2 protein-coding genes are annotated in these 1,773 nt (G+C 70.3%); both read left to right on the forward strand.

Annotation, left to right across the window (positions count from 1 at the left end; all coding sequences use genetic code 11):
• The first annotated feature begins 98 nt into the window (after positions 1-98).
• Positions 99-1,316: a bifunctional phosphopantothenoylcysteine decarboxylase/phosphopantothenate--cysteine ligase CoaBC gene (gene coaBC / locus ACFU99_RS42630; RefSeq protein WP_384403887.1), complete on the forward strand. Its 1,218-nt coding sequence runs from the start codon at positions 99-101 to the stop codon at positions 1,314-1,316.
• A gap of 172 nt (positions 1,317-1,488) precedes the next feature.
• Positions 1,489-1,773: S-adenosylmethionine synthetase N-terminal domain-containing protein (locus tag ACFU99_RS42635; protein WP_384403890.1), on the forward strand; the 285-nt coding region annotated here is incomplete at its 3' end.

Below are 1,773 nucleotides of genomic sequence, written 5' to 3' on the forward strand. Positions count from 1 at the left end.
GCTGCCGGGCCCGTGGTGTGTCATGGGTACCTGCGGGGCCTGCACACGGCAGGCGGTCCCCCGCAGCAGACCTGAGAGCGCGGGGAGAAGCCAAGAGCATGGAAAAGCCGGACAAGCCCAAGGTCGTCCTGGGAGTGGGCGGCGGCATCGCCGCCTACAAGGCGTGCGAGCTGCTGCGCCGCCTCACCGAGTCGGGCCACGCGGTACGGGTGGTGCCGACCGCCTCGGCGCTGCACTTCGTCGGCGAGGCCACCTGGTCGGGGCTGTCCGGCAACCCCGTCTCCACCGAGGTGTGGGACGCGGTCCACGAGGTGCCGCACGTACGGATCGGGCAGGGCGCGGACCTCGTGGTCGTCGCCCCCGCCACCGCCGACCTGCTCGCCAAGGCCGCCCACGGCCTCGCCGACGACCTGCTGACCAACACGCTCCTCACCGCCCGCTGCCCGGTCGTCTTCGCGCCCGCCATGCACACCGAGATGTGGGAGCACCCGGCCACCCAGGAGAACGTCGCCACGCTGCGTCGCCGCGGCGCCCTCGTCATCGAGCCCGCCGTGGGCCGGCTCACCGGCGTCGACACCGGCAAGGGCCGCCTCCCCGACCCCGCGGAGATCTTCGAGGTGTGCCGCGGCGTCCTGGCCCGCGGCCCGGAGGCCGCGCGCGCCGATCTCGCGGGCCGCCATGTGGTCGTCTCGGCAGGCGGAACCCGCGAGCCGCTGGATCCGGTCCGCTTCCTCGGCAACCGCTCCTCCGGCAAGCAGGGGTACGCCCTCGCCCGTACGGCCGTGGCGCGTGGCGCGCGGGTGACGCTCATCGCCGCCAATTCGGGGCTGCCGGACCCGGCCGGGGCCGATGTGGTGCGGGTGGGCACGGCCGTCGAGCTGCGGGAGGCGGTGCTGGAGGCCGCTGGGGACGCTGATGCAGTAGTGATGGCCGCCGCGGTAGCCGATTTTCGGCCAGTTCAGTACGCCCAGGGGAAGATTAAAAAGAAGGACGGGCAGGAGCCGGCCCCTGTCGATCTCACCCGCAATCCAGACATTCTGGCGGAGATCTCCGCGTCCCGGGCGCGTCCGGGACAGATCATCGTCGGATTCGCCGCCGAAACCGACGACGTCCTGGCGAATGGCCGCGCGAAACTCGCCCGAAAGGGCTGTGACCTGCTGGTTGTCAACGAAGTCGGGGAACGCCGCACTTTCGGCTCCGAAGAGAACGAGGCCGTGGTGCTCGCCGCCGACGGAACCGAGACTTCCGTTCCGTACGGGCCCAAGGAGGCGCTGGCCGACACGGTGTGGAGCCTGGTCGCGCCCCGATTGGCGTGAGCCGGTCGAGCGCCGTTCGAGGGTGTCGCAGGTCACGACGTTCCCATAGACCGAGACGCGATGCCCAGCTCAGGAGAAGGCCGGATAAACTGGCCCCGGATCGGCGTCGGGCGCAGCCCCCGACCGGTCCGTCAATGATCAGCCAGCAGCCGCTGCAACCCCAGGGAGCGATGTGTCCCGCCGCCTGTTCACCTCGGAGTCCGTGACCGAGGGTCACCCCGACAAGATCGCTGACCAGATCAGCGACACGATCCTCGACGCTCTCCTCAAGGAGGACCCGTCATCGCGGGTCGCCGTTGAGACGTTGATCACCACCGGCCAGGTACACGTGGCAGGTGAGGTGACGACGAAGGCATACGCGCCGATCGCCACGCTCGTGCGCAACAAGATCCTCGACATCGGCTACGACTCCTCGAAGAAGGGCTTCGACGGCGCCTCCTGCGGCGTGTCCGTATCC

Origin of the sequence: Streptomyces sp. NPDC057654, assembly GCF_042800135.1 — a bacterium.
In the GTDB taxonomy this organism is placed as follows: domain Bacteria; phylum Actinomycetota; class Actinomycetes; order Streptomycetales; family Streptomycetaceae; genus Streptomyces.